This window comes from Armatimonas sp., assembly GCF_043760365.1.
In the GTDB taxonomy this organism is placed as follows: domain Bacteria; phylum Armatimonadota; class Armatimonadia; order Armatimonadales; family Armatimonadaceae; genus Armatimonas.
Window position 1 is genome coordinate 1 of record NZ_JAYUPA010000667.1, and the last position, 3,922, is coordinate 3,922.

At 59.0% G+C, this 3,922-nt stretch carries 5 protein-coding genes; all 5 read right to left on the reverse strand.

The window, feature by feature from the left end; all coding sequences use genetic code 11:
- Positions 1–72 precede the first annotated feature (72 nt).
- On the reverse strand, positions 73–267 hold the full coding sequence (locus tag ACH2EH_RS15475; RefSeq protein WP_395142934.1) for a hypothetical protein: 195 nt from the start codon (positions 265–267) through the stop codon (positions 73–75).
- Entirely contained in the window at positions 264–1,478 is a 1,215-nt protein-coding gene (locus ACH2EH_RS15480) for a DUF4178 domain-containing protein (RefSeq protein ID WP_395142935.1), read from the reverse strand. The genes ACH2EH_RS15475 and ACH2EH_RS15480 overlap by 4 nt, the downstream gene beginning before the upstream one ends.
- Before the next feature lie 80 nt (positions 1,479–1,558).
- On the reverse strand, positions 1,559–2,074 hold the full coding sequence (locus ACH2EH_RS15485; RefSeq protein WP_395142936.1) for a metal-binding protein: 516 nt from the start codon (positions 2,072–2,074) through the stop codon (positions 1,559–1,561).
- Between the two features lie 7 nt (positions 2,075–2,081).
- Positions 2,082–2,960 (reverse strand): RNA polymerase sigma factor RpoD/SigA, encoded by an 879-nt coding sequence (locus ACH2EH_RS15490; protein ID WP_395142938.1) that lies wholly within the window; start codon positions 2,958–2,960, stop codon positions 2,082–2,084.
- Positions 2,961–2,969: 9 nt separating this feature from the next.
- The coding region (locus ACH2EH_RS15495) for a hypothetical protein (protein WP_395142937.1) at positions 2,970–3,922 on the reverse strand (953 nt) is incomplete at its 5' end.

A 3,922-nucleotide genomic window follows, 5' to 3' on the forward strand; every position in this document is an offset into this window, starting at 1 on the left:
GTTTCTTGCGCGAGTGCTGGGAGCGTCGCGGCTCCGAGAAGTAAAAGCGTTGCGAGAGTATTTTTCATGATGCTATTTTCCAAAGTGGCTACCGCCACCCGTGATATGAGTTCCGATACGAGCGCTGGCGCGCCGATGAACGGTGTTGCGCTCCGCCGTCGTGGTGGCACTTCCGGGCAGGAGCCAGCCGTAGTAGGCTGCGGCGCAAAGATATCCGAACGTGCCCAAGAGCAACGCTGTGGCGATACGGTAGCCCCAGGTTTTCACGAGTCCTGCAGCGCCTCCGTGAGATTTTTGCGTGTGCCTGGCGCACCCTTCAGCCAGATACAGGTTCCCAGCACCAGCCCAATTCCCCCGAACCAGGCCAGGGGTGTTGCGTGTAGGCCACCTTCATAGACCCTTACGGTGATGGGTGTCGTGGAGGCAGCAACCTCCGGGTCGGCGTAGAGACGGACACGGAAGTCTCCCGCTTTGGCAAGACGAAAGTCTGTCTTTGATTCCGTGACCCACTCGTGCCATTGGCCCTCATCATAGCCTGTCTCGTCCCAGAACTCCTGTTCCGCCTCAAAGATCGGGCCGCTGGCATCTTCCATGACGCCTTGCACCCAGACCGATGTCTGACTAAGTGAGCCTGAGGCGAGATAGAGGCGATGGGGAAATCCAATATGTTTTAGCGAAAACGGCCCGACGATGCTACCTTCATCGGCGATCTTATCGGCGGTAAGTTGGGCACTGTAGACTGGTTGTCCGTTCTTACTGGAGGCCACGGCAAAGATACAGAACGCCACAAGGGAGAGGGTTAGCCAGAGGCACCCGAAGCGTCGTCTGTCCGCCTGGATTTCCTCTTTTTGAACTTCCTGCTTGACTTCCTCTTGCAGGCCAAAGAGGGTGTAGACCTCGGCAGCATCTAAGCGACGGCCACGGAACCACTCGATTCCGTCGCTCGCCTGCTCCACGGAGTAGATTGTGTTGCCTGAAGCGAAGTCTGCGAATGGGCTACTTTCCCCTACCCTGATCTGCCAGGGAATCTCCCCTTCAACCCCGCTCGTTACCATGGTACCCACGGAAGTGACCGTGCAGGTACTGCCCCCCAAGCGAACGGTCTGCCCTTCCGAGTAGGAACTTACTCTGACATCCTCGCCATCGGGCCAGTAGCGCGTCAGGCTCCACTTTCCCTCATCGAACTCCAGGTACTGCGCCTCGCCATCCTGAGACAGCAAAACCCATTCCTCCCAGGAGTAACCTTCGCCATCCCGAAAGAGCAAGCGTCCCACCGTGATGTATTCTTTCCCCCCGATCCTGGCCTTCATTCCGATACGCAGGGGAGAGCTATGCTGAAACGTGCCGCCGGGATGGGAGAAGGGGAGCGGGGGAAGTGTTGTCCCACAGTACGCACAGGTACTCTGTCCGTTCGTAAAGACACGCGCCTGGGCACCACAGCTCGGGCAGGCGAGAGAAGAATCTAGCGTTCGCTGCATTTTGGGTATTGTAACCTGTTTTTTGTGGAATGTGTATGATATTGGCAGGAAAACTAAGAACTTCAAACGAATTGGAGGGGTTAGGATCGCTTTTTCAGGGTGCTGTAGATTGTGTCCGCGCCTGTATGAAGAATTGTGCCAAAGAACAGACCAACCACCGCCATGAGAGTGGCTTGGGGGCTGTGGCGGTAGATATCTTGACAGAGATCCCAGGGAGTGCGCTCCGGTGCGCCTGGCCCAAGTCCGGATGCCTGCCGGATCCCCCAGAGGACGGCCCAGGCAACCAGCCAGGTCATCCCTAACAGATAGCCCACCCGCATCAGGGGCGAGAGGAACCAGGAGTGCGACACCCAGGAGCGGTGGGGCACCATCTTTTTGTAGGGATACCAGAGAAAGCGCAGTGGCCCCCAGCGCTTGTAGATTGAAGAGTCCAGATCCAGATCGGGGGAGAGGAACCAGCCAGAGAACAGTGTGGACGCCACAAGCGTTCCACCGACGGCCCAGTCGAGGGGGGAGGGAGTCAGGTACCACCAGACAGGCACAGCGAGCACAGCACCGATAGCCGTAATACGGTCGTGGATCTTTCCCGACGGCATACTTGTGCTACCCTGCAAACTCGCGCAGGAGGTGTAAGGAGTCCGGGCTTCGTAGCTTGCCCATCGCCTTGCTCTCAATCTGTCGAACACGCTCTCGGGTGACACTCAAATGCCGCCCCACTTCCTCTAGCGTTTGTGGCGTCCCATCGCCACGTAGGCCGAACCTCAGGGAAACCACATCACGCTCACGCTCTGTTAGCATAGCCAGCACACGCTCTAGCTGATCGCGTAGCACGCGGCGGCTTGCTGCATCGGTTGGGCATAGTGCATTGGGATCGGCGATAAAATCCAGGGGACAAGTGGTCTCTGAGTCCTCGCCGGAGGGGCCGTCGAGGGAGAGGGGCTCCGGCACGGCACGGAGGGTCTCTTGCACGCGTAGAACAGGCACTTGCAGCCGGAACGCCAGTTCCTCTAGCGTGGGAGTGCGGCCCAGCTCCTGCCGAAGCAGCAGGCTGGTGCGCAGCAGGCGCTGAATGGAGTCAATCATGTGCACGGGGAGCCGGATCGTGCGGCTCTGCTCGGCGAGGGCACGAAGAATCGCCTGCCGAATCCACCACGTCGCACACGTCGAAAATTTGAAGCCTTTACGCCAGTCGTACTTCTCTACCGCACGAATCAGGCCAACATTGCCTTCCTGAATCAGATCGGCTAGGGTCAGACCTCGGCCCTGGTAGCGCCGCGCAATTGAGACGACCAGGCGCAGATTGGCTTCTGCAAGGCGAGCGCGAGCGTGCTCATCGCCACACTCTATCTGTTGTGCTAGACGAACCTCCTGCTCCAGAGTGAGCAGACGGCTCCGCCCCGCTACATGAAGCCATCCCCCCACACTATCGTCGTGGAGGGTATCAGAGTGCTCAAAGGAGGATAGTTTACTTACCAAAAGCATCACACGTTTTCAAGGGCTAGTCTCACCCCCACGCTTTTTGGCGCGGGTCCAAGCTTGTTGAACCAGTAGTTCGTCATCGGTGAGTGCAATTCCTTCTGTCCGTTTTTTTTGGATCACCCGAATGTGCTCTGGTGGATGGCGCACAACCAGCTCATTGACACAGTCGTGAAGCGCTTCTTCGGAGAGAGGGGCATCGTTGCCCGCGGAGACAAGATAGCGCGTGGCAAAAAAGGCTAGCTCCTGATCTGCCAACTGATCGAGGGCACGTTGCAGAAGCATCCGACCCGAGAGCAGAGGGTAGAGCGCCTCAACAAGGAGCCGGGCTTGGGGGTGGGCCAGAAGCTCTCCTGGAGTACAGCTCAGCGCCTTTGCAGCGCGATCTAGCTCCTTGATGGTCACCGTGCGCCAGTCATCGGAGAGCAGGCCCTGGACAACGGTTCTCTCCGCCTTTTCGAGTGCCGATGTTAACGGAGCGGCAGGCGCTTCCGGACGCGATGGTGGCGGCTGGCCGTAACGAGGACGCTGCTGCCAGCCACTACTGTTCTGAGTGTTTTTCTGCCAGGCGCCACTGGTGCTATTTTGTTGCCCGCCGCCCGCATTGTTCTGATAGCGTGGACGCGGTGGGGTAGGCGTCAGTAGGCCGTCGTCGGGCGGCGGCGTACTACCCGGGCGCTGTGAGCGCCAGCGCTGGACTTCTGCCAGGATCGAGGCCTCGGCGCGTGTCCCTGAACCAAACGAGGGATGGTACGGCGTAAGCCGCTGCACCAGCATATCCAGCTCCAGTGAGGAGCGAACCTCCGCGAGGATCGGGATCGCCTCACGCAAGTACGCCATTCGCCCGCCTTCGTCGGTGAGGTCGGACTTGCGTTTGATCCCCTCGATCCGAAACTCAGGGACGGTACGTGCACTCTCTATTGCCTTGTGAAAGCCCGCGATATTCCCTCGCCGCAGCATGGAGTCCG

Bases quoted from the DNA above. Each gene is read 5' to 3' on its own strand.
- ACH2EH_RS15480 (WP_395142935.1), bottom strand. From the start codon at position 1,478: ATGCAGCGAACGCTAGATTCTTCTCTCGCCTGCCCGAGCTGTGGTGCC.
- ACH2EH_RS15485 (WP_395142936.1), bottom strand. From the start codon at position 2,074: ATGCCGTCGGGAAAGATCCACGACCGTATTACGGCTATCGGTGCTGTG.
- ACH2EH_RS15490 (WP_395142938.1), bottom strand. From the start codon at position 2,960: ATGCTTTTGGTAAGTAAACTATCCTCCTTTGAGCACTCTGATACCCTC.